Origin of the sequence: Streptomyces sp. NPDC058246 (assembly GCF_042881985.1) — a bacterium.
In the GTDB taxonomy this organism is placed as follows: Bacteria; Actinomycetota; Actinomycetes; order Streptomycetales; family Streptomycetaceae; genus Streptomyces.
On sequence record NZ_JBHVWZ010000013.1, the window covers coordinates 144,710 to 167,191 of the forward strand.

Here is a 22,482-nt window from a genome sequence, read left to right on the forward strand (position 1 = left end):
AAGGGTGTCGGCGTTCGCCCGGACGGCCGAACACGCTCGGTCAGCACCGCTCGTGATCACCGCGGACGGAGATCATCGCCTGGCGTGTCAACTTCCAGCCATCGCCGTGTCGTTCGACGAAACCAAGTGCTCGGAGTTCGTACAGTCTCCCGACCGTGTCGTCCTCGGTGGTCCCCGCGCCCCGGGCGATCTCCGCCACCCCCGCCAGGCCTCGCGCCGGCAGGGCGGCCAGCACACGTCCGGCTCCCGGGTCCAGCAGGTCGCGGGGCAGCACGGGTCCGCGCCGGTCGGGGGCGAGCTCGCCGATGTCCCCCACCAGTTCGGTGACCTCCGCGGCGTCGGAGACCAGGACCGCGTCACCCCGCAGCAGCTCGTGCACGCCCGCCGACAACCCGCTCGTGGCGGGCCCCGGCACCCCTATCGTGAACCGCCCCAGCCGCTGGGCCGCTCGGGCGGTGACCAGCGCACCGCTCCGATACGCCGCCTCGACGACCACGGTCCCGCGGGTGAGCGCCGCGATGACCCGGTTCCTGAGGATGAATCTGCTCGGCGTCGGATGGTCACCCGGCGGCAACTCCCCCACCACCAGACCCTGTTCCGCGATTCTGGTGATCAGCTGGGTGTGCCCGCGCGGGTAGGGCCGGTCGACGCCGCAGGCCAGCACGGCGACGGTGGCGCCGCCCGCTCCGAGGGCGCCCCGGTGCGCGGCGCCGTCCACCCCGTAAGCCCCGCCGGACACCACCACCCACCCGCGCTCCGCGAGCCCCGCGCCGAGGGTGGCGGCCATATGGGCGCCGTACTCGGTGCAGGCGCGGGCTCCGACGACGGCCACGGACCGCAGCGCCCATATCCGCAGGCTGGGCCGCCCTCGTACCCACAGCCCCGTGGGCCGGGCGTCCCCCAGATCGTCGAGCTGCGCGGGCCACTCGGGCTCACCGGGACACAGGAACCTCACCCCGGCCTCCTTTGCCTGAGCCAGATCCCGCTCCGGCGGTACCCGGCCGGCCCGCCCCAGCATCCCCTCCCAGCGCTTCTCACTCGCCCCCGGCAGCGGCCGGCCTCCGTCCGCCAGCCGTCGCACCACCTCCACGGCGCCGAACTCCCGCAGCCATCGCCCACCGATCTCGTCACCGGGTTCGACGACTCGGGTGAGGGCGACGCGGGCGAGGCGCTCCTCGTCCGTCATGCCGGCGAACCGATCATCATCGGGACCCCTCGCGGGACTCCGGTGCGCAGTTGCAGCGCCAGGGCGACATCCCCGGCGTCGGGTCGGTCGTGCCCCGAGAGGTCCGCCACCGTCCAGGCCACCCGGAGCACCCGGTCCAGGCCGCGAGCTGTCAGCACACCACGCTCCAGGCCACGCTCCGCCTCGTCCATCGCTCCCGGCAGCGCCTGCCAGCGGCTGCGCAGTTCCCGTCCGGGCACCTCACTGTTGGTGTGCCAGGGCGTGCCGGTCAGTCGCGCCGCGGCGCGCTCGCGGGCGGCGCTCACCCGGTCGGCCACGGTCCGCGTCGACTCGCCCCGGGCACCGCGTGCCGTCAGTTCGGACCGGGTGACCGGCTCGACCTCCACCCGGAGATCGACCCGGTCGAGCAGCGGCCCGGAGAGCCTGGCCTGGTAGCGGCGGATGGAGGAGGGCGGGCACTCGCAGAAGTCGTTCGCCACGCTGAAGCGCCCACAGGGACAGGGGTTGGCGGCGAGCACCATCAGGAATTTCGCCGGGAACCGCACGACTCCGGCGCTGCGCGCGATCACGACATGCCCCGCTTCCAGGGGTTGCCGCAGGGCATCGAGCGCGAAGGTGCTGAACTCCGGTGCCTCGTCGAGGAAGAGCACGCCTCGGTGCGACAAGGACACCGCGCCCGGCCGGGCGAGCCCCTTGCCGCCGCCCACGAGCGACTGCATCGTCGCCGAGTGGTGGGGCGCGCAGTACGGCGCGACGTCCACCATCGGCTTGCCCGGCGGCAGCAGGCCCGCGACCGAGTGGATCGCCGTCACCTCCAGGGATTCCTGTCGGGTCAGGCGCGGCATGAGCGACGGCATCCGCTCGGCGAGCATGGTCTTGCCCGCGCCGGGTGGCCCCTGCAGGAAGACATGGTGTCCACCGGCCGCCGCGACCTCCATCGCGGTCCGCGCCGAGACCTGGCCGACCACGTCGGCGAGGTCATGTCCCTGGTCGTGCTCGGGCACGGCGATGCCGCACAGTCCGGTGGCCTCCCCCGTGCCGGGCACGCGCAGGCCCGCCAGCAGCGGATCGGGGCGGCCCTGCTCGTCGGGGTCCTCCTCGGGCACCGGCTCGTCGGTGAGCACGGCGATCAGCTGGCGCAGGCTGCGGACTCCGAGCACCGAGATCCCCGGCACCAGCGTGGCCTCGGCGGCCGCGCACTCCGGTACGACAACCTGTTCGTAGCCCGCGTCCGCGGCGGCCAGGACCGCCGGCAGGACGCCCCGGACCGGTCGGACCCGGCCGTCCAGCCCCAGCTCGCCGATCATCACGATGTCGGCGAGCACCCGGGGGTCGATCCGCTCGGCGGCGCCCAGCACGGCGCAGGCCACGGCGACGTCGAAACCCGACCCGCCCTTCGGGACGGAAGCCGGGCTCAAGCCGACCGTCAGCTTCTTCTGGGGCCAGTCGGCACCGGAGTTCACCACCGCCGCCCGAACCCGGTCCTTGCTCTCCGTCAGGCTCTTGTCGGGGAGGCCGACCAGAGTGAAGGCCGCGACGCCCGGCTCCAGTCCGGCCTGGACCTCGACGACGACGCCCTCGACGCCGACCAGGGCCACCGAACACGTACGCGCGAATCCCATCAGGCCACCCCCCGCGCGTGCTCGACCACGGGCCCGCCGCGGTCGGGGAGGACGACGCCGATGAGGTCGATGCGGACGCCGCCGGGTGGCGCCCCGCCGTGTTCCTGGAGCCAGCGTTCGGCCAGGCCGCGCAGGCGTTGCGCCTTGGCGGGCGTGACGGCCGCCATCGGGTGCTGGAAAGCGCCCGCCTTGCGGGTCTTGACCTCGCAGACGACCAGCGCGTCGCCGTCGCGCGCCACGATGTCGATCTCGCCGGTCCTGCCGCATCGCCAGTTGCGCGCCAGGACCGTCATCCCGGTCTCTGTCAGCCGTCGTGCGGCCAGATCCTCGCCGTACTGGCCGAGTGCCCTGCGTGCCTTGGGTGTGTTCATGTCGGCACCACCTCCGGCGCCAACGATGAGGGCACTTCGGCCCGCTATTGGATCTTGGTGGATGAGGGGGCGGTTGTGGAGAACTCCCTCACCCACACGAGCGGTTACCGCAGGTCACAGGGGCCGTCACGGTCGCGGCTCATCAGCCGCCCGGCAGCTCCAGGTCGCTCTTGTTCAGCTCCTCGATATTCACATCCTTGAATGTGAGTACGCGTACCTGCTTCACGAAGCGAGCGGGCCGGTACATGTCCCACACCCAGGCGTCCGCCATGGACACCTCGAAAAACACCTCGCCCTGGACCGAGTGCACCTGCATCTCGTAGTCATTGGTGAGGTAGAAGCGCCGTTCGGTCTCGATCACATATTTGAACAGACCGACGACGTCGCGGTACTCCCGATAGAGCTTCAGCTCCATCTCGGTCTCGTACTTCTCGAGGTCCTCGGCGCTCATGGCATGTTCCCCTTCAGCCGTGCGTCCCCCTATTGTGCGCCAGCCCCGCTAGCCCCTAGACGATTTCGGTGTCCAGGACCTCGGGCGTGGCCGGGGGACCCTCGTCGAGCAGCCTGCGCAGCAGCTCGGCGAGTCTGGTCGGATACACCGTCTCATGTGCCTCGGTCAGTTCCTGGCACGTCCACCAACGCGCTCCGGCGACACTGCGCCGTTCCAGCTCCGTCAGCGCCGCGGCCCTCGTCGCTGTCTGGGTCGTACGGGCCAGGTAGTACCACTCGTCCTGGTCCCAGCGACGCCCCGCGAACGGGAAGGAGCACATCCGCCGCCACAGCACCGGGCCCAGCTCGACCTCGGTGATGCCGGTCTCCTCCGCGAGTTCCCGCAGCGCGGCCTGCTCGCGGCTCTCGTCGCCCTCCAGGCCGCCGCCGGGCGTGAACCACCAGTCGCCCGCGACATCGTCCGGCTCGTGCCCGTGCAGCAGCAGAATGCGGTCCTCGGGGTCGAGCAGGATCACCCGGGCGACCTTCCGCAGCCCGCCCGCGTACGCGTCCGGGGCCCTCGCCCCGCCGTCGTGCGCGTGCTCGTCGTACGACACCTCAGCGGGCACCGGCGAGCTCCGTGCGGGCCCGGCCGCGGCGGCCCGCCAGCTTGGCGACCGGACCGTACGCCCCGCCGCCCAGGACGAGCACCGCGCCGGCGATCACCGCGCCGACCATCAGGCGCAGCGGCCCCGGCTGGGAGAGACTGCCCAGCGCCTCGAAGCCGGTCGGCCGCTTGAGCATGCCGTTCATGGGCCATACGACGGCATCGACCCTGGCCGACACGGCCGTGCGCGACACCGTTCCGCTGGCCGCATCCGTGAGGTGGGCGCTGGAGTCCAGGGAGCCCTGACGTTCGTCGCCGAGCAGGAACAGACGTCCCTCGGGCACCTTCACGGTCGGGATCTTCGTGACCTCGGCCAGGCTGCCCTTGGGCAGATACGGTTCGTCGATCTGCTTGCCGTTGACGGTCAGCTTGCCCTTGGTGCAGCAGGAGACCGTGTCGCCGCCGACGGCGACCACGCGCTTGACCACGGCCGCGTTGGTGACCCAGGTCTTGTCGCGGAAGACGACGACGTCACCGCGGTGTACGTCGGTGCCGTCGATGCGCTGTGCCAGCACCCGGTCACCGGCGTCGATCGTCGGCGTCATCGAGCTGGTGGGCACGGTGTAGGGCCGGTAGACCACCGCTCCCCAGGCGAACCCTCCGAGGAACAGCACAATGCCCAGCGCCACGGCGATCCCGGACAGTCTCTGTCCCCACCGGCTGCCCGCCGGGGCCGTGCTGGTGCCACCCCTGCGCGGGGCCGTACGTATCGTGCTCTCGCCACCCATGGATCCGCACCCTACCCGGGGGTACGGGCCACGTCAGCCCATGGTCTGGATCACAGATCCGGCTCCGGGCTCCCCAGCGGTCCGATGGCCACCAGGCCCCGGACGGCCGAAGGGCCGGCCTGCTCGGACGCATCCGAGCAGGCCGGCCCCAACGGGACGCTTCAGTCCGTTACTTGGACGCCTTCCGACGGCGCCGCACCAGCACCAGCGGTACGGCACCCACGAGCGCCGCGGCGCCCGGCGACGTGACCGCGGCCAGCGCCTGGTTGTTCAGGCCGGGCTGGTCGAAGGTGTCCGGGACCGGGAGGGTGCCCCAGCGGTTGATGGGCCACGCCTTCACGATGGCGCGCCCGACGACCTCGCCCACCGGGACCATGCCGTGGTGCTTGTCCGTCTGGTTGTAGCGCGAGTCCCGCGAGTTCTGGCGGTGGTCACCCATCACCCAGATCATGCCCTTGGGCACCTTGACCTTGAACTGGCCGCCCTCTTCGTCGACGCTGCACGGGGTGTTCCCCGGGTACACGTACGGCTCGTTCAGGGCCTTGCCGTTGACGGTCAGCGGGCCCGTGCCCTTGCACTCGACGGTGTCGCCGCCGACGCCGACGACCCGCTTGATGAGGTCCTTCTCCTCGGCGGACGGCATCAGACCGATCCAGCTGAGGACCGTCTGCAGGGCGTTCGGGTTGGCCGTGGGCTCGCCCGCCAGCCAGTTGTCGGGGTCGTGGAAGACGACGACCTCGCCGCGCTCCGGCTCGGAGCCGAACCACGGGGTCAGCTTGTCGACCAGGACACGGTCGCCCTGCTGGAGGGTGTTCTGCATCGAGTCCGAGGGGATCGAGAACGCCTGCACCAGGAAGGTCTTGATCAGCAGCGCGAGGACCAGGGCGATGCCGATCAGGATCGGCAGCTCCTTCCAGAAGGAGCGCTGCTTCGACGACTTCGCGTCCCGCTCGGCGCGCTCGGCCGCAGCGCTGCCGTCCTCGGACTCACTCCCGGAACTCGACGCGCCCTCTACGGCAGGGGCAGCCGAATCGTCGGGCCGCTCCGGCTGCCCTTCGGGACCATCGTGTCCGGACCGTGCGCCGACCGCCACATCCCCCACATCCACTCCTCACTCCGTGCCGCCGCCCGCGTCGTCGAATTCGACGCAGGCCCACCACTCCCATAACGAGCGGGAGTTCCGCAGGGCTCGGGAGGGGGATCAATCCGTCTGGATCCGCAGGGGCCACCCTATGCGACTGAGCGAGAGCGGACGTCGACCCTCCAGGCGCGTCGGCGACAGTGGAGAACGTGCCCGGCTCCTTCAGGCGGGTCCAGTGACCGATGGGCCAGCCGATGAGCATGGCCCGGCCGACGACCGACTTCTCGGAGACGGTGCCGCTGTACTTGTCGGTGCGGTGGTAGCGGGAGTCGGCGGAGTTGGCCCGGTGGTCGCCCATGACGAACAGACGGCCCTGCGGCACCTTCACCTCGAAGGGGAAGTCCGACGGTTTGTTGCCCGGCTGGATGTAGGGCTCGGTCAGCGGCGTGCCGTTGACGGTCACCCGGCCTTGCGTGTCGCAGCACTTGACCGTGTCGCCACCGACGCCGACGACCCGTTTGATGAGGTCCTTCTCGTTGTCGGACGGCAGCAGGCCGATGAAGGTGAGCCCCTCCTTGAACTGCTTGACGACCACGGGGTCGTTCTTCTTCTTGGTCTCCTCGGCCGTGAGCCAGCCGCCGGGGTCCTTGAAGACGACGACGTCGCCGCGCTGCGGCTTGGAGCCGAACCAGGGCGTGAACTTGTCGACGAGGACGCGGTCGCCGATCTGGATCGTGTTCTCCATGGAGCCCGACGGGATCACGAAGGCCTGCACGAGGAAGGTCTTGAGGACCAGCGCTATCAGCACCGCGACGCCGACCAGGAGAGGTATCTCCTTGATCGCCGAGCGTCGGCGGCGCCGCTTGATCTTGCGTGCGAGCTTGCGCCGCTCGACACGGCTGGGCCGGGCAGCACCGCCGGAGGCGCGCCGGGTACCGGTGGGCAGCAGGTTGTCGGCGGCGCTGGTGGAGACTCCGCGCGGTTTGCCACGGTTACCCATGGGCACCGTCCGCGGCGGGCACGCGCGCGTAGACGTCGGGACGCGTCAGCCGGGTCCAGTGGCCGGCGGGCCAGGCGATCCAGTCGGCTCTGCCGATGACGTCGGGGACGGGGATCATGCCGCCGCCGGGCGAGCCCAGGTGGTCGCGGGAGTCGCTGGAGTCGCTGCGGTGGTCGCCGAGGAGGAAGAGGGAGCCGTCGGGCACGACGACGTCGAAGCGCACGCCGGACGGGCTGTCCCCGGGATACAGAAGCGTCGACTCGTCGACCGACCGGCCGTTCACTTCGAGCCTCCCTTCCTTGTCGCAGCAGACCACATGGTCTCCCCCCACACCGACGACGCGCTTGATGTAGTCCGCGTTCCCGAAATACCCGGTGCCGTCGAACACGACGACGTCGCCCCGCTGCGGCTCGGCACCGAAACGGTACGCCAACCTATTTACGAGAACGCGGTCCCCGATCCTCAATCCCTGCTCCATGGAGCCACTGGGAATCTGGAACGGCTGCATCACGAACCGGCTGACGAGCAGCACGAAAACCAGGCAGACCAGCACGGTCAGGGTGATCCGGCCACCCGGGAGCCAGTCGGCGGCCCGGTCCACCCACGCAAAACGCGACCGTCCCTCCGGACCCTCTGTGTCCGAGGTCTCCTCGGACACGGACGGGCGGGAGGAGCGGTCGCGCTCCACAGGCTGTGCTTCGGTGTCCATCGGGGCCAGATGTTATCCGGACCCGCTTTGGACCCCGAGGTGAGCTCAGCTCTCGCGCTTCTCCTTGATCTTCGCGGCCTTGCCGCGGAGGTCACGCAGGTAGTACAGCTTCGCGCGACGCACGTCACCACGGGTGACGAGCTCGATCTTCTCGACGATCGGGGTGTGCACCGGGAAGGTGCGCTCGACGCCGACCGAGAAGGAGACCTTGCGGACCGTGAAGGTCTCGCGGACACCGGCGCCCTGGCGACGGATGACTACGCCCTTGAACTGCTGCACACGGGAGCGGTTGCCCTCGATGACGCGGACGTGGACGTTGACGGTGTCACCCGGGCGGAAGGCCGGGATGTCGCTGCGCAGCGACGCGCTGTCGACGGAGTCGAGCAGGTGAGACATTTCGTCTGCTTTCTTCGTTGATGCCACAGGTCATCAACGGGAGATAGATTTTCAAGATGATGCTGCCGCGTCGAGGCGGGCGTCGTGTCCCCCCGTGGCAGGGGCGCACGCCGGACGACGTAGAGCAGCGGCCTATTCTTCCACGGCCTGTGGCCTGCGCCAAAATCGGCCGTGGGGTGCCCCTTCGGGATCCGGGGCCCACCCCAGGATCGAGAGCATTTCGCGGTCCTTCTTGTCGAACGCGGAAGGATCGCAGCGCTCGATGAGATCGGGCCGGTTCGCCGTCGTACGGCGCAGCGCCTCGTCGCGGCGCCAGCGGGCGATCTTCCCGTGATGACCGCTGAGCAGTACGTCGGGGATCGCGCGGCCGCGCCACGCCGGGGGCTTGGTGTAGATCGGCCCCTCCAGGAGGTTGGCCATGGCCCCGGGAGCGAAGGAGTCGTCCCGGTGGGACTCGGCGTTGCCGAGGACACCCGGCAGCAGCCGCGCCACGGCCTCCGTGACGACGAGTACGGCGGCCTCACCGCCGGCGAGGACGTAGTCGCCGATGGACACCTCGTAGACGGGCATCCGGGTCGCGTACTCGTCGATGACGCGGCGGTCGATGCCCTCGTAGCGGGCGGGTGTGAAGACCAGCCAGGGGCGCTCGGAGAGCTCGACGGCGAGTTCCTGGGTGAAGGGGCGCCCGCTGGGCGTGGGGACCACCAGGACGGCCCCGTGGGAGCCCGTCTCGTAACCGTCGGCCAGGACCGAGTCCAGGGCGTCGCCCCAGGGCTCGGTCTTCATCACCATGCCGGGGCCGCCGCCGTAGGGGGTGTCGTCGACCGTGTTGTGACGGTCGTACGCCCACTCCCGAAGATCATGCACGTGCACATTCAGCTGTCCACGCGCGCGTGCCTTGCCGACGAGCGAGACGTTCAGGGGTTCCAGGTACTCGGGGAAGATCGTGACGACATCGAGCCGCATTACGCCTCGTCCTCGTCCCGGGAGGAGGCGATCTCGGCCCGGTCGTCGATCAGGCCCGGCGGCGGGTCGACGACCGCACGCTGCTCCGTCAGGTCGATCTCGGTGACGATCTCCTCGACGAACGGGATCAGCACCTCGGTGCCGTCGGGGCGCTCCACCACGAACAGATCCTGGGAGGGCAGGTGCGAGATCTCGGTGATCCGCCCGACCTCGATGCCGTCGACGGTGACGACGTCCAGGTCCATCAGCTGGTGGTCGTAGAACTCGTCCGGGTCCTCGGGCTTCTCGTCCGGGTCGACCTCGGCGATCAGCAGGGTGTTGCGCAGCGCTTCGGCGGCGTTCCGGTCGCGTACGCCCGCGAAGCGCAGCAGGAGACGGCCACTGTGGACGCGGCCCGTCTCGATGGTCAGCGGTCCGGCGGAGGCCGGGTCGGTGAGCAGGACGGCGCCGGGCCCGAGCCTGAGTTCCGGCTCGTCCGTACGTACCTCCACGGTGACCTCGCCCTTGATGCCGTGGGCGCGGCCGACGCGAGCGACTACCAGCTGCACTGTGCTTGATCTCCTGTCGTGTGCCTACGACTTCACTTCGCAGGCGACTACGGGCCGTCGTAGACGGTAGACGACTACGGGCCGGGGACGGCTCGAAAGCCCTCCCCGGCCCGAGCCGGTGCTGCCTGTTACGTCAGCGGACGTGATCCACGTCGACGAGGTCGACGCGGACACCGCGGCCGCCGATGGCGCCCACGACGGTGCGCAGAGCGCGCGCGGTGCGGCCGTTGCGGCCGATCACCTTGCCGAGGTCGTCGGGGTGGACCCGGACCTCGAGCACGCGCCCGCGGCGCAGGTCGCGCGAGGCGACCTGCACGTCGTCGGGGTTGTCGACGATGCCCTTCACGAGGTGCTCGAGAGCCTCCTCGAGCATGCTCAGGCCTCGGTCGACTCGGACTCGGCCGGGGCCTCGTCCTTCTTCTCAGCCTTCTTCTTCTGGGTGATGGCCTCACCCTTGCCCTCGTCGTCGCCGCCCAGGGCGTCGAACGACGGGCGCGCGGCCTTCGGCTCGGCCACGAGCAGCGGAGCCGGGGCGGGCTCGCCCTTGAACTTCTGCCAGTCGCCGGTCAGCTTCAGGATGGCGAGAACGGGCTCGGTCGGCTGCGCGCCGACACCCAGCCAGTACTGCGCACGGTCCGAGTCGACCTCGATGCGCGAGGGGTTCTGCACCGGGTGGTACAGACCGATCTCCTCGATGGCCCGGCCGTCACGGCGGGTACGGGAGTCGGCGACGACGATGCGGTAGTGAGGCGAACGGATCTTGCCCAGACGCTTCAGCTTGATCTTGACTGCCACGGAAGTGGTGTCTCCTGGTCTTGACGTGGTTGGGCACGGCGAGATGGCCGCGTGGGGTTGCGGTACCCGAGTGCCCGATGGACGCGTCAGCCGGAGGAGAGAGGGGTCCTGTGCGGCTGTCGAGTACAGCTAGCCATTGTGCCATACGCCGGCGGGCCGCCTTAACCGGGCAGGCTGCGGCCGCCCACGTCAGACCGGCACCCGGCGCCGGGGTGTGTCCTGCGTCGGCCACGGGGACCGGCATCCACGAGATGCCGCTGCTCACCGCGAACGACGAATGCGCAACCCGGCGCTTACGGGGTGCCGCCTGGCTTCGGGACGGGCGCCGTCCCTTGCGGCACGCCTGCGCGCGGGCTACGAGGCTGCCGCGCCGACGACCTCCGGGATTCGGAACGGCTTTCCGCACCCCCCGCACACGATCGGTGCCTGCGCCAGGACCGACGGGACGACGCGGACATTGCGGCCGCAGTCGCAGACCGCCTTGACGCGCACCCCTCCCCCGGAGGAGCCGTGCCGGGCCGCCGGGCCGCGGAAGGAGCGGACGCTGTCAGCGGCGGTGGCGGCCGTGTGGGCCTTCAGCGCGCGCTGGAGCCGCTCGATGGTCGGGCGGTAGCGCCGCTTCGCCTCGGGGTTGAGCGTGACCAGGGAGAAGCCGCTGCTGGGATGTGGCTCCTCGGGGTGGTCGAGGCCCAGCTCCTCGGCGATCGCGAGGAATCTGCGGTTGTGATAGCGGCCGGCGCGCGAGGTGTCGCGGACTCCGCGGGCGGCGGCGATGCCGTGGACTGCCTCATGAAGCAGTCGCTCGAAAGAGAGCTCGTGCCCGCAGGCGGACGACGACTCTCCGATCAGGGACTCTGGCGCGGCAAGATCCGGCAGCTCGGGGTGGTGCCGCTGAATGTCGGCCCACGCCCCTGCCAGCTCTGCGGCGAGAACAGGTGGTGTCGTGCTCACGTCGTGACAACGAGCCGGGGGGCCTCTGTGTTCCTATTCCGGGGCATCCCAAATAATTTGCACGTACCCGTCAGTTGCCGCTGATGCGTCCTGACGAGGGCGGGTGCGCTGATCTGCGGAGAAGCCTCACAGCTCATACCAAGGCGGTACGTAGGGGCCCGTACGCCCCGGCGCGTAGACGATGTCCTCGCGCCGGGGCAGCTGTCGTCATCAGATGCGCAAGAGGCGTTTCGGTCGCCCTCGGGGACTACTCAGTAAGCGCGCGCGACGACGGCGACGTTACCGGGTGCGTCGTCGGCGGCGGGTACCGACCCGTCCTCGGCGACCAGACACCGTACGGTCACGGAGTGCTCGGCCAGCTTGACCTCGCCCTCTTCGCCGAGGTCAGCCCATGGAATGCGGGCCCAGCCGCCGGCGGTGGCCGCCTCGACGGCCTCCTCGATCGTCGACACGTCCGACGTACGGGACTCGCGACGCTCGCGCGACTGCCTCAGCAGCAGCGCCTGGTCCTCTTCGAAGACCGCGGGGAGCAGGCCCACGAGCGCGTCGATCGCCACCGGCTCCTTGCCGCCCGGGATCCTGCGGGCCAGCATCGCGGTGCCGTTCTCCAGGTCACGGGGGCCGACCTCGATGCGTACGGGCACGCCCTTGAGCTCCCAGTCGACGGCGCGGCGCCCGAAGGGGGTGTCCGTGCGGTCGTCCACGTGGACGCGTACGCCCGCCGCCTTCAGCCGGTCACCGATTTCGCGGACCTTGGCCAGAACTGCATCGTCGCCCTTGATCGCGAGGACTACGGCCTGTACGGCGGCGAGCCGGGGCGGCACCCGCAACCCGTTGTCATCGCCGTGCGACATGATCAGGCCACCCACCATGCGGGTCGACGACCCCCAGGACGTCTGCCAGACGAGCTCCTGCTTGCCCTCCTTGGACAGGTACTGGGTGTGGAAGGCCTTGGCGAAGTTCTGGCCGAGTTCGTGGCTGGTGCCCATCTGGAGGGCCTTGCCGTCGCCCATCATGGCCTCGAGCGTGAGGGTGTTGATGGCGCCCGCGAACCGCTCACTCGCCGTCTTCCGGCCGAGTACGACGTCGATCCCGAGGACGTTCACCATGAAGTCCGCGTACACCTTCTCGTGGATGTACGCGGCATAGTCACGCGCCTCCTCGTAGGTGGCGTGGGCGGTGTGGCCCTCCTGCCAGAGGAATTCCGTCGTACGGAGGAACACGCGCGGGCGCATCTCCCAACGGACCACGTTCGCCCACTGGTTGATCAGCAGCGGCAGGTCCCGGTAGCTCTGCACCCACTTGGAGAAGTAGTCGTTGATGATCGTCTCGGAGGTGGGGCGGACGACGACCGGCTCCTCCAACTCCTTGCCGCCGCCGTGCGTGACGACCGCGAGCTCGGGAGCGAAACCCTCGACGTGCTCGGCCTCCTTCGTCAGATACGACTGCGGGATGAAGAGCGGGAAGTACGCGTTCTGGGCGCCCGCTTCCTTGATGCGCGCGTCCATCTCCTGCTGCATCCGCTCCCACAGCCCGTACCCGTACGGTCGGATGACCATGGTGCCGCGCACCGGCCCGTTGTCCGCCAGCTCGGCCTTGTTGATCAGGTCCTGGTACCAGCGCGGGAAATCGTCCGCCTGGGGCGTGAGAACGGGTGCCTTTGCCATGCGGCGATGGTACGGGCCCACGTTGCCGGGATGTGAATTTTCGCCGCGCGCGCGGGGAGCGCACAAACCGGGCGCCGCAACCCCTGGACGCGACGTCGAGCGCGGAGTTACCTGGCATACGGGGGGTGTGCCGGCGCACTGCACGGGGGCCAGGGAAACGGGGCACAGCGGCAACTCTCGGCGGATTGGGGCGCTTTCGATGACACCTACGCTCGTGCGGCAGCAGCTACCTCACGCCGGGGCTGTGCCCCGGGTGGACAAGTCTGCACGCGCGCGTGACTGGGCCGAGATCCAGGAGCGGATGCTGGTACCGCTCTACGAGGCCGTCTACGAGCGGCTCGAAGTGGACGGCCGGACACGGCTGCTCGGCCTCGGCTGCGGGGCGGGGCTCGCCCTCCTGATGGCCGCCTCGCGCGGAGCCGCCGTCGCCGGTGTCGACTCCTCCTCGCCCGAGCGGGTGGCCCTCGCGCGGCAGCGGTTGCTGCCCCAGGCGTGGGGCACGCGCGCGCGTGCGGACATCCGGATCGTGGACGGCTCCCCCGCCGACGTGTCCGACGCGGGGGCGTCCGCGTACAACCTCGTGACGGCGTTCGAGCCGATCGGGTGGGTGGCCGGGGACTCCGAAGGGCTCGGTTCGCTGCTCGGCTCGGCCACTCCGCTGTCCGAGCGGGGGGCGGCCGTCGTGCTGGTCGGGTGGGGGCCGCCGGAGCGCTGCACCACGTCCGCCGTGCTGCGGGTCGCCACCAAGCTGGCGGATCCCCTGCGGGGGGCGGCGAGTTGGCGGGCCGCCTGCCGGGACGACCTGGAGGAGGTCGCTCGGGAGGCGGGGCTGCGGCCGGACGGGTCGGGGCGGGTCGCTTGCCCCTTCGGGTACGCGGGTGTGGACAGCGCGGTGCGGGGGTTGTTGTCCACGGGGCTGTTCGACGGAGCGGTGGGTGCCACGGACGAGGTGCAGGTCGACAAGGAGCTCCGGGAGGCGCTCCATCCCCATCTGCGCCGCGACGGGACCGTGTGGATGCCGAACGTCTTCCGGTACCTGATCGCTCGTACGGGGTGAGGCCACGGGCGCTTTCGCCCGCTCCTCCCCTGCCCTCCCCCAAGCACTCGGCTTCGCTCGCGCAGGGGGACCCTCATCGTCCCCTCATCGTCCCTGGAGGCTGCCGCCCTCAGGCCCCGCCATCGGCCTGGACGGCCTCGTCCTCCGACGCCGGACGGGCTGAAAGGCTTCAGCCCTCCTTGGTCAGGCGCGCGACCCCGGCGATCCGGTACGCCTCCGCCTCCTCCAGGGTCTCGTTCGCCAGGAGGGCCTCGGCCAGGGCGTCCAGCTGGGCGCGGTGGTCGCGGAGCTTCTCGCAGGCCTCCTCGTAGCACTCGTCGACGATGCGGCGCATCTCGTGGTCGATGGAGTCGAGGGTCGCCGGGGCGGCGGACAGGCCGTAGGCCTGTTGGGCGTCGCTCGGGAGGGCGGAGAGGCGGCCGACCCGGTCGCTCATGCCCCAGCGGGCGACCATGCCACGGACGATGCCGGTGACCTGTTCGAGGTCGTTCTCGGAGCCGGTCGTGACGACTCCGTAGACGACGTGTTCGGCGGCCATGCCGCCCAGGGCGCCGATGATGCGGCCACGGAGGTACTCCTCCGTGTAGGAGTACCTGTCCGCATCCGGGGTCGAGAGCGTGACGCCGAGGGCGCGGCCGCGCGGGACGATGGTGATCTTGCGGACCGGGTCGGCGCCGGGTTGCAGCATGCCGAGGAGGGCGTGGCCGCTCTCGTGGTAGGCCGTGCGGCGGCGTTCCTCGTCCGGCATGACCAAGGGGCGTTCCGCGCCGAGCTGCACCTTTTCCAGCGCCTCGGAGAGGTCCGTCTGCGTGACGTTCCGCTGCTTGCGCTTGACGGCCAGCAGCGCCGCCTCGTTGGCGAGGTTGGCCAGTTCCGCACCGGTCATGCCCGGCGTCGTACGGGCCACCTGGGAGAGGTCCACCTCGGGGGACAGCGGAATGTCGCGGGTGTGGATCTCCAGGATCGCCTCGCGCCCGCCGCGGTCGGGGGGTGAGACGTTGACGACGCGGTCGAAGCGTCCGGGACGGGTGAGCGCGGGGTCCAGGACGTCCGCGCGGTTGGTCGCGGCGATGACGATGACGCCCTCGGAGCCCGAGAAGCCGTCCATCTCGGTGAGGATCTGGTTCAGCGTCTGTTCGCGCTCGTCGTGGCCGCCCATGCCGGAGCCGCCGGCCCGCGCCCGCCCGATGGTGTCGATCTCGTCGATGAAGATGATGGAGGGGGCCACCTTGCGGGCCTCGGCGAAGAGCTCACGGACCCGTGAGGCGCCCACACCCACGATCATCTCGATGAACTCCGACGCGGAGGCCGAGAAGAACGGAACCCCCGCCTCCCCCGCCACCGCCCGGGCGAGCAGGGTCTTTCCGGTGCCGGGCGCGCCCGCGAGCAGCACGCCACGCGGCATCTTCGCGCCCATCCTGCGGTACGCGTCGGGGTTCTTGAGGAAGTCCACGACATCGTTCAGCTCGCCCTCGACCTCGTCGATCCCGGCCACGTCCGCGAAGGTCGTGCGCTGGGCACCGGGCTGGAGTTCGACCGGCTTCGGGGGCGCCTTGCGGCCGAGCATGCCGCCCGCGCCGCCCATGCCCGCGCTCATCCGCCGGGCGATGAAGACCCACAGCACGACGAGGAGCAGCATCGGCGCGAGCGAGAGCAGCACGTTGTAGAGGGTGCTGCGCTGCTGGACCACCGGCGAGGCGGTCACCGTGACGTTGTGCTTCTCCAGGTTCTCCCAGAGCTTGTCGTCGGCGAAGGCCGGGCGCTGGGTCTTGAACTTGGTGTACTTCCCGTCGCCCGCCGGGTTGGCCTGGGCGTTCTTGAGCTGTCCCTGGATCGCGTCGCCCTTGGAGTAGATCGTGGTGACGTTGCCGTCGTTGACCTGCTTGCTGAACTCCGTGTACGAGATGGTCGGCTCGTTGCCCTCGTTGAAGAAGGACAGCACCAGGTTGGTGATCAGGAACACGACCAGAGCGGCGAGGATCAGACTCCACCAGCCGCCGGGCATCCGCTTCCTGCCGGAGGGCGGCGGCGTCGGCTCGGGCGGAGTGCCCTCGGTACGCCACGGCTGGTCAGGTGCCTTGCGCGGCGGCACAGGGTTGCTCATATTCGGACGTTACGACACGAAATGCGGGCCAGCACCCGCACACAACGCACCGGGGCGCCCCTCCGACGAGGGGCGCCCCAGTGTCGTACCGGCGCGGTCGCCCGTACGAAGAGAACCGTCAGCCCATGAACTTCTTGAACTCGTCCGGCAGCTCGAAGTCCTGGGCGCCCTGCTGCGGCAGGCCGAGGGCACCACCCGGCTGGGCTCCCGCCTCGCGGCGCTGAGCGTCCTCCAGCTCCTGCTGCTTGCGCTTCATCGGGTTGCCGGAGCGCTGCTTGCCCTTGGCCTGCTTCTGCTTCTTCTTGGTGCGGCCGGGGCCGCCGCCCATGCCCGGAATCCCGGGCATTCCCGGCATACCGCCACCCTGGGCCATGCGGGACATCATCTTCCGGGCCTCGAAGAAACGCTCGACCAGGCCCTTGACCGCGCTGACGTCGACACCGGAGCCCTTGGCGATCCGGGCCCGGCGCGAGCCGTTGATGATCGTCGGCTCCTGGCGCTCGGCCGGGGTCATCGACTTGATGATGGCGGCCGTGCGGTCGACGTCACGCTCGTCGATGTTGTTGATCTGGTCCTTGATCTGGCCCATGCCCGGAAGCAGGCCGAGCAGCTTGCTGATGCTGCCCATCTTCCGGACCTGCTCCATCTGGGCCAGGAAGTCGTCCAGGGTGAAGTCCTGGCCCTTCTTGGACGCCAGCTTGGAGGCCATCTTCTCGGCCTCTTCTTGGCTGAACGTCTTCTCCGCCTGCTCGATCAGGGTGAGCAGGTCACCCATGTCGAGGATGCGGGAGGCCATCCGGTCCGGGTGGAAGGCGTCGAAGTCGTCGAGCTTCTCGCCGTTCGACGCGAACATGATCGGCTTGCCGGTGACCGAGGCGATCGACAGGGCCGCACCACCGCGGGCGTCACCGTCGAGCTTGGAGAGCACCACACCGTCGAAGCCGACGCCGTCGCGGAAGGCCTCGGCGGTGTTGACCGCGTCCTGACCGATCATCGCGTCGACGACGAAGAGGATCTCGTCGGGGCTGACCGCGTCGCGGATGTCCGCGGCCTGCTGCATCAGCTCCTGGTCGATGCCGAGACGGCCGGCGGTGTCCACGATCACGATGTCGTGGACCTTCGTCTTCGCGAACTCGATGGAGTCCTTGGCGACCTTGACCGGGTCGCCGACGCCGTTGCCCGGCTCGGGCGCGTAGACCGCGACGCCCGCGCGCTCGGCGACGACGCTGAGCTGGTTGACGGCGTTCGGACGCTGGAGGTCGGCGGCGACGAGGATCGGGGAGTGGCCCTGGTCCTTGAGGTGCTTGCCGAGCTTTCCGGCGAGCGTGGTCTTACCGGCACCCTGCAGACCCGCGAGCATGATCACGGTGGGCGGGTTCTTGGCGAACCGGAGGCGGCGGGTCTCACCGCCGAGAATCGTGACGAGTTCCTCGTTCACGATCTTCAGAACCTGCTGGGCCGGGTTCAGCGCCTTGGAGACCTCGGCACCGAGCGCGCGCTCCTTGACGTTCTTGATGAAGGTCCGCACGACCGGCAGGGCCACGTCGGCTTCGAGGAGCGCGATACGGATCTCGCGGGCGGTGGCGTCGATGTCAGCTTCGGACAGCCGGCCCTTGCCCCGCAGGTTCTTGAACGTCGCTGAGAGGCGATCGGAGAGAGTATCGAACACGGCGCTCGTCTGTCCTCAGGGGTCGGGGGCGAAGGGAATCGCCCTCCAGGGTATCTGGCCGGGCGCGGTGGGGTCTCCACCGCGTTCGTACGAGACCGGGAACGGCCCCGGAAAAGGGCTGGGGCCCCTCGGATCCGGTACCGGTTCCCGTACGCGGAGCACCCCCGATCCCCGTACGCGGGCGTACGCGGAGCACCCCCACCCCGTACGCCGCCGTAGGCAGGGCACCCCCGTACCCGTACCCGTACGCGTGCGCGAAGTGGCCCCCCTCGATCGGGCGCTCAGTCCCGCAACATCTCCTCCAGGGAACGCGCCATCGAAGCCGCCTCCTCCCCCGGCAGGGGCGCGCCCTTCGTACCGGTCACGTAGAAGGCGTCCACGGCGTTGGCGCCGAGGGTGGAGACGTGCATGCTGCGTACCCGGACCTTCGCGTCCTCCAGGGCCCGCCCGATGCGGTGCAGCAGGCCGGGGGCGTCGTGGGCGCGGACCTCGATGACCGTCGCGTGCCGGGAGGCCGCCGGGGCGACCGTCACGCGGGCCGGAGGCGCGATCGTGCCCCGGCGCCGGGGGTAGGCGGCGTCCCGCTCGGCGAGCCGGGCCGTGATGTCCAGCGACCCGTCCAGGGCACGGACGAGGTCGGCGCGCAGCCGTGCGGCCTGCGGCAGGGAGCCGTACTCGGCGGCGACCCGCCAGTTGAGCAGCAGCACCGAGCCCTCGACGCCGTCGGGCAGGTCGAGGGCGCGCAGCTCGGCCGTGCGGACGGTCAGCCGGTGCATGGCGAGGACGCCCGCGACCACGGGGAGCACTCCGGGCTGGTCGGGTACGGCGATGAGGAGCTCCACACCGAGCGGTTCCGGATCGCCGCTGCTCTCCTCGGCGGGCGGCTCGGTCTGCGCGCGCAGCGCCAGCACAGGGCCGCCGGTCCGGAACGCCTCGATCGCGAGCCGCTCCTGCTCGGCCGTCGGTGCCGCGGCCTCGGGCTCTTCGGGAGCGTCTCCCGCGAGCACGGCCGAGACCCGCTTGACCAGGTCGGCGACGAGCGAGCCGCGCCAGGAGGACCAGGCGGCGGGCCCGGTGGCCAGCGCGTCCGCCTCGGTGAGCGCGTGCAGCAGTTCGAGGGTGCCCTGCGAGCCGACCGCCTCGGCGACCGAACGGACCGTCGCCGGATCCTCCAGATCGCGCCGGGTCGCGGTGTCGATGAGCAGCAGATGGTGGCGTACGAGGGTGGCGAGCACGGCCACGTCGGCGCGGTCGAAGCCGATCCGGGCGGCGACGTCCCGCGCGATGATCTCGCCGGCCACGGAGTGGTCGCCCGGCCAGCCCTTGCCGATGTCGTGCAGCAGGGAGGCGACGAGGAGCAGGTCGGGCCGGCCCACCCGGCGGGTCAGCTCGGAGGCGCTGACCGCCGTCTCGATGAGGTGCCGGTCGACGGTCCAGATGTGCACGGCGTTGCGCTGCGGGCGGCAGCGCACCCGCTCCCAGTCGGGAAGCAGCCGGGTGATCAGCCCCTCAGCCTCCAGTGCCTCCCAGACATCGATGGTCGGGCGGCCGGAGCCGAGGAGCGTGACGAGCTGTTCGCGCGCCTCGGCGGGCCAGGGCGTGGGCAGGGGGCGCGCGGCGGCGGCCATGCGCCGCACGGCGTGCAGGGAGAGCGGCAGCCCGGACTGCGCGGCCGCGGCCGCCGCGCGCAACGGGAGCACGGGGTCGCGCTCGGGGCGTGCGGCGCGCGCGAGCACCACCTCGCCGTCCTGCTCGACCACGCCCTCGGCGAGCGGCGAGCGCTCGGCGGCGGGCTTCGGACCGCCGCCCAGCATGGCGCGCAGACGCGGACGCACGGCGCGCGATCGCAACACGCGCCCCACCTCGCGCCATGTCACATCACTGGCGTACGAGACGACGCGTGCCGCCTCGTAGACCTGGCGCAGGAGTGTGTCGGCGTCCAGCAGGCCGAGCTCGGCGGCCACCTGGTCCTGCTCCTGGAGCGCGAGGCGGTCGGTGGCGCGCCCGGTGGTGAGATGCAGCGCGTCGCGGACGTCCAGGAGACGGCGGCGCGCGTCTGTGAGGCCTTCGCGGGGCGCGTCCGCGAGCCAGGAGGCGGCGACGGCGCGCAGGGCAGTGGCGTCGCGCAACCCGCCACGCGCCTCCTTCAGGTCCGGCTCCAGGAGGTACTGCAGCTCACCCTGGCGCTCTGCGCGTTCGGCGCACAGCTCCTGGAGCTCGGGGAGACGTTTCGGCGCCTGGTTCCGCCAGTCGGCGAGGATGGCCGTACGCAATCCGGCGGTGAGGCCGAGGTCGCCCGCGAGATGGCGGGCGTCGAGCAGGCCGAGCTGCGCCTTGAGGTCCTCGGCCGCGGTCTTGCGGGCCTCGGTGGGCGTGCGCACGGAGTGGTCGAGGGCGAGGCCCAGGTCCCAGACGGGGTACCAGATGCGGTCGGCGAGCGCGGCGACCGCACCGGAGTCGCTGCCGTCGTGCAGGAGGAGCAGGTCGAGGTCGCTGCGGGGGGAGAGTTCGCCGCGTCCGTAGCCGCCGACGGCCACCAGCGACACCCCGCGCAGCGCCTCGGAGCCCGCGGTGAACAGGCCGGTCAGCCAGTCGTCGGTGAGATCCGACAGGGCGGCACGGCGCGGCGGCCCGGGCCGCGCCCCCTCCTGGAGGAGGCGCAGCCGGGCCGCCGCGTAGCCGCTGGGTCCCGAGTCCTCTGCTTCCGTACGCGTGTCCGTACTCGTCACCCAGCGACTCCCGTCTTTCTTCTTCTTTCGAGCGGGTCCGGTTAGAGCGCGTCCGGGCCGCGCTCGCCGGTCCGGACCCGAACGGCGGTCTCGACCGGGATGGACCACACCTTGCCGTCACCGATCTTGCCGGTGCGGGCCGCCTTCACGACGACGTCGATCAGCTGTTCGGCGTCGTCGTCCTCGGCCAGCACCTCGATGCGGATCTTGGGGACCAGGTCGACCGTGTACTCGGCACCACGGTAGACCTCGGTGTGTCCCCTCTGCCGACCGTAGCCGCTGGCCTCGGTGACCGTCAGACCGTGCACCCCGAAGGCCTGGAGGGCCTCCTTGATCTCGTCGAGCCGGTGGGGCTTCACGACGGCGGTGATGAGCTTCATGCGTCCACCTTCTTGCTCTCCGTGCCCGCGAGGGCGGAAACGGCGGCCCCGACGACGCCGCCACCCGCGCCGCTGAAGTCGTATGCGGTCTCGGCGTGCTCGGCCTGGTCGATGCCCGCGATCTCCTCGTCCTCGCTGACCCGCATCCCGATCGTCTTGTCGATCAGGAAGGCGAGGATCGCGGAGGCGATGAGCGAGTAGGCGAGGACGGCGAAGACACCGGCGCACTGCTTCCAGAACTGGGTCAGACCGCCTCCGTAGAAGAGGCCCTGGACGTCGGACTGGCCGCCGCCGCTGGCGAAGAAGCCGATGAGCAGGGAGCCCACGACACCGCCGACGAGGTGGACACCGACGACGTCGAGGGAGTCGTCGTAGTTGAAGCGGTACTTCAGGCCGACGGCCATGGCGCACAGGACACCGGCGATGACGCCGACGGCGATCGCGCCGAGCGGGGAGACCGCACCACCGGACGGGGTGATCGCGACGAGGCCCGCGACCGCGCCGGAGGCGGCGCCGAGCGTGGTGAACGCGCCGTGCCGGATCTTCTCGTAGGCCAGCCAGGCAAGCATCGCAGCGGCGGTGGCGATCTGCGTGTTGAGGAACATCAGCGCGCCGACACCGTCGTCGTTGCCGAGCCACGAGCCGGCGTTGAAGCCGAACCAGCCGAACCACAGCAGACCGCAGCCGAGCATGACCAGCGGGAGGCTGTGCGGCCGCATCGGGTCCTTCTTGAAGCCCACACGCTTACCGATGACGAGGATCACGCCGAGCGCCGCGGCACCCGCGTTGATGTGGACCGCCGTACCGCCCGCGAAGTCGATCACGCCGAGGTCGAACGCCCAGCCGCCGGTGCCCCACACCCAGTGCGCGACGGGGAAGTACACGACCGTGGCCCACAGCGCGATGAACAGGGACCACGCCGTGAACTTCACGCGGTCCGCGAGCGCGCCGCTTATCAGGGCGGGCGTGATGATCGCGAACATCAGCTGGAAGACGGCGAAGACGTAGATCGGGATGGTGTACCCGCTCCACAGCTCCACCTTGCCGATGCCGCTGAATCCGACGAAGTCGGAGGTCCAGCCGATGAGCGAGCCCCTGTCGGTGCCGAAGGCGAGGGAGAAGCCGTACAGCACCCACAGGATGGTGACGATGCCCATGCTGATGAAGCTCATCATGAGCATGTTCAGGGTGCTCTTGACGCGGACCATGCCTCCGTAGAAGAAGGCCAGGCCGGGCGTCATGATCAGCACCAGGGCGGAACAGATGAGCATGAACCCTGTGTTGGCGGCAGACAGCTTGGGTGCCTCTGCGGCAAGGGTGATGGCTGGTGCCATCGGCGTCTCCTCGTCGTTGGTACGGCCCCGTGCGGGCGAAGCCTGAGTGGGCGTGAGGGGTGGGCCGGTTATGCGCCATGAGATTGGCGCAGC

Annotated in this window: 22 protein-coding genes; 1 reads left to right on the forward strand and 21 read right to left on the reverse strand. The window is 70.5% G+C overall.

What is annotated here, in order from left to right; all coding sequences use genetic code 11:
• Positions 1 to 40 precede the first annotated feature (40 nt).
• From dprA to proS, 16 genes are all read right to left on the reverse strand, one after another.
• A complete protein-coding gene (gene dprA, locus ACFVXA_RS20795) occupies positions 41 to 1,186 on the reverse strand; it encodes a DNA-processing protein DprA (RefSeq protein ID WP_362030481.1) in 1,146 nt (381 codons plus the stop codon).
• A complete protein-coding gene (locus ACFVXA_RS20800) occupies positions 1,183 to 2,808 on the reverse strand; it encodes a YifB family Mg chelatase-like AAA ATPase (RefSeq protein WP_362030483.1) in 1,626 nt (541 codons plus the stop codon). Before ACFVXA_RS20800 ends, dprA begins: the two co-directional genes overlap by 4 nt.
• On the reverse strand, positions 2,808 to 3,179 hold the full coding sequence (locus ACFVXA_RS20805) for a YraN family protein (protein ID WP_390025958.1): 372 nt from the start codon (positions 3,177 to 3,179) through the stop codon (positions 2,808 to 2,810). The genes ACFVXA_RS20800 and ACFVXA_RS20805 overlap by 1 nt, the downstream gene beginning before the upstream one ends.
• A 142-nt stretch (positions 3,180 to 3,321) precedes the next feature.
• Positions 3,322 to 3,630, reverse strand: a complete 309-nt coding sequence (locus ACFVXA_RS20810) for a DUF2469 domain-containing protein (RefSeq protein ID WP_003965949.1) — start codon at positions 3,628 to 3,630, stop codon at positions 3,322 to 3,324.
• Positions 3,631 to 3,685: 55 nt separating this feature from the next.
• Positions 3,686 to 4,162 carry an NUDIX hydrolase gene (locus tag ACFVXA_RS20815; RefSeq protein ID WP_390025991.1) on the reverse strand — a complete coding sequence of 159 codons (477 nt, stop codon included), beginning with the start codon at positions 4,160 to 4,162 and terminating at the stop codon, positions 3,686 to 3,688.
• A gap of 64 nt (positions 4,163 to 4,226) precedes the next feature.
• The gene (gene lepB, locus ACFVXA_RS20820; RefSeq protein WP_362030487.1) at positions 4,227 to 5,003 is read right to left on the reverse strand and encodes a signal peptidase I; all 777 of its coding nucleotides are present in this window, start codon (positions 5,001 to 5,003) and stop codon (positions 4,227 to 4,229) included.
• 169 nt (positions 5,004 to 5,172) lie between these two features.
• Complete coding sequence (gene lepB / locus ACFVXA_RS20825) at positions 5,173 to 6,105, reverse strand: signal peptidase I (protein ID WP_383740163.1); 933 nt, start codon at positions 6,103 to 6,105, stop codon at positions 5,173 to 5,175.
• Positions 5,990 to 7,084, reverse strand: a complete 1,095-nt coding sequence (gene lepB / locus ACFVXA_RS20830; RefSeq protein WP_383740165.1) for a signal peptidase I — start codon at positions 7,082 to 7,084, stop codon at positions 5,990 to 5,992. The genes lepB (ACFVXA_RS20825) and lepB (ACFVXA_RS20830) overlap by 116 nt, the downstream gene beginning before the upstream one ends.
• Positions 7,077 to 7,793: a signal peptidase I gene (gene lepB / locus ACFVXA_RS20835; protein ID WP_389756767.1), complete on the reverse strand. Its 717-nt coding sequence runs from the start codon at positions 7,791 to 7,793 to the stop codon at positions 7,077 to 7,079. The genes lepB (ACFVXA_RS20830) and lepB (ACFVXA_RS20835) overlap by 8 nt, the downstream gene beginning before the upstream one ends.
• Before the next feature lie 45 nt (positions 7,794 to 7,838).
• Positions 7,839 to 8,189 carry a 50S ribosomal protein L19 gene (gene rplS, locus ACFVXA_RS20840; protein WP_030675924.1) on the reverse strand — a complete coding sequence of 117 codons (351 nt, stop codon included), beginning with the start codon at positions 8,187 to 8,189 and terminating at the stop codon, positions 7,839 to 7,841.
• 132 nt (positions 8,190 to 8,321) lie between these two features.
• Complete coding sequence (trmD, locus tag ACFVXA_RS20845) at positions 8,322 to 9,155, reverse strand: tRNA (guanosine(37)-N1)-methyltransferase TrmD (protein WP_390025960.1); 834 nt, start codon at positions 9,153 to 9,155, stop codon at positions 8,322 to 8,324.
• Positions 9,155 to 9,703, reverse strand: coding sequence for a ribosome maturation factor RimM (rimM, locus tag ACFVXA_RS20850; protein ID WP_362030498.1), 549 nt, complete (start codon positions 9,701 to 9,703; stop codon positions 9,155 to 9,157). The genes trmD and rimM overlap by 1 nt, the downstream gene beginning before the upstream one ends.
• 133 nt (positions 9,704 to 9,836) lie before the next feature.
• A complete protein-coding gene (locus ACFVXA_RS20855; RefSeq protein ID WP_005479813.1) occupies positions 9,837 to 10,076 on the reverse strand; it encodes an RNA-binding protein in 240 nt (79 codons plus the stop codon).
• A gap of 2 nt (positions 10,077 to 10,078) precedes the next feature.
• Complete coding sequence (gene rpsP, locus ACFVXA_RS20860; protein WP_362030501.1) at positions 10,079 to 10,498, reverse strand: 30S ribosomal protein S16; 420 nt, start codon at positions 10,496 to 10,498, stop codon at positions 10,079 to 10,081.
• A 354-nt stretch (positions 10,499 to 10,852) separates the two neighbouring features.
• The gene (locus ACFVXA_RS20865; RefSeq protein ID WP_362030503.1) at positions 10,853 to 11,449 is read right to left on the reverse strand and encodes a hypothetical protein; all 597 of its coding nucleotides are present in this window, start codon (positions 11,447 to 11,449) and stop codon (positions 10,853 to 10,855) included.
• A gap of 251 nt (positions 11,450 to 11,700) precedes the next feature.
• Positions 11,701 to 13,116 (reverse strand): proline--tRNA ligase, encoded by a 1,416-nt coding sequence (proS, locus tag ACFVXA_RS20870; RefSeq protein WP_383740173.1) that lies wholly within the window; start codon positions 13,114 to 13,116, stop codon positions 11,701 to 11,703.
• 199 nt (positions 13,117 to 13,315) lie between these two features.
• Between proS and ACFVXA_RS20875 the strand changes: the two genes are divergently transcribed.
• Positions 13,316 to 14,173 carry an SAM-dependent methyltransferase gene (locus tag ACFVXA_RS20875; protein WP_390025962.1) on the forward strand — a complete coding sequence of 286 codons (858 nt, stop codon included), beginning with the start codon at positions 13,316 to 13,318 and terminating at the stop codon, positions 14,171 to 14,173.
• Positions 14,174 to 14,342: 169 nt separating this feature from the next.
• On the opposite strand, the gene ftsH is transcribed toward ACFVXA_RS20875, so the two are convergent.
• The 5 genes from ftsH to ACFVXA_RS20900 all read right to left on the reverse strand — a co-directional run bounded on the left by ftsH (position 14,343) and on the right by ACFVXA_RS20900 (position 22,389).
• Positions 14,343 to 16,277, reverse strand: a complete 1,935-nt coding sequence (ftsH, locus tag ACFVXA_RS20880; RefSeq protein ID WP_384020046.1) for an ATP-dependent zinc metalloprotease FtsH — start codon at positions 16,275 to 16,277, stop codon at positions 14,343 to 14,345.
• 118 nt (positions 16,278 to 16,395) lie between these two features.
• Positions 16,396 to 17,946 (reverse strand): signal recognition particle protein, encoded by a 1,551-nt coding sequence (gene ffh / locus ACFVXA_RS20885; RefSeq protein WP_383740178.1) that lies wholly within the window; start codon positions 17,944 to 17,946, stop codon positions 16,396 to 16,398.
• A 281-nt stretch (positions 17,947 to 18,227) separates the two neighbouring features.
• The gene (locus ACFVXA_RS20890) at positions 18,228 to 20,675 is read right to left on the reverse strand and encodes a [protein-PII] uridylyltransferase (RefSeq protein ID WP_390025964.1); all 2,448 of its coding nucleotides are present in this window, start codon (positions 20,673 to 20,675) and stop codon (positions 18,228 to 18,230) included.
• 41 nt (positions 20,676 to 20,716) lie between these two features.
• The gene (locus tag ACFVXA_RS20895) at positions 20,717 to 21,055 is read right to left on the reverse strand and encodes a P-II family nitrogen regulator (protein WP_054235369.1); all 339 of its coding nucleotides are present in this window, start codon (positions 21,053 to 21,055) and stop codon (positions 20,717 to 20,719) included.
• Positions 21,052 to 22,389, reverse strand: coding sequence for an ammonium transporter (locus ACFVXA_RS20900; protein WP_362030516.1), 1,338 nt, complete (start codon positions 22,387 to 22,389; stop codon positions 21,052 to 21,054). Before ACFVXA_RS20900 ends, ACFVXA_RS20895 begins: the two co-directional genes overlap by 4 nt.
• Positions 22,390 to 22,482 lie beyond the last annotated feature (93 nt).